At 46.2% G+C, this 457-nt stretch carries 1 protein-coding gene; it reads left to right on the forward strand.

The window, feature by feature from the left end; all coding sequences use genetic code 11:
- Positions 1-457: protein kinase domain-containing protein (locus AB4486_RS27645; protein WP_372120002.1), on the forward strand; the 457-nt coding region annotated here is incomplete at both ends.

Here is a 457-nt window from a genome sequence, read left to right on the forward strand (position 1 = left end):
CCCTAGCAGCTTAGATAGCGTGCCTGCTGTAAGCTCGCAATGCTACTCACTGAATCAAGTACTTGGTCAGGGGGCATCTGGCGTAATTTCACATGCTAACTGGTTGAACGGCGATTTTGATTTCCCACAGGAAGTCGCTGTAAAAGTATTTAAAGGAGAAGTGACAAGCGACGGTTACCCACACGATGAACTCGAAGCGTGTCTGCAGGCTGGTCATCATAGCAACCTAGTAAAGTCTATCGCCCAAGTGGACGAGCAAGATTACCTTGCATTGGTGATGGAGCTTATCCCAAGCAACTATTACAACCTAGGTTTGCCCCCTACTCTTGAAAGCTGCACTCGTGATACCTTCAACGAAAGCTTCGAGCTTTCAATTGCTCAAATCAATAGCATTACAGAGCAGATGATTGATGTGTTTGAACACCTTCATGCCAACAAGGTCTGTCATGGTGATCTA

The sequence above is a fragment of the Vibrio sp. 10N.222.55.C6 genome (assembly GCF_041473395.1).
Taxonomy (GTDB): domain Bacteria; phylum Pseudomonadota; class Gammaproteobacteria; order Enterobacterales; family Vibrionaceae; genus Vibrio; species Vibrio crassostreae_C.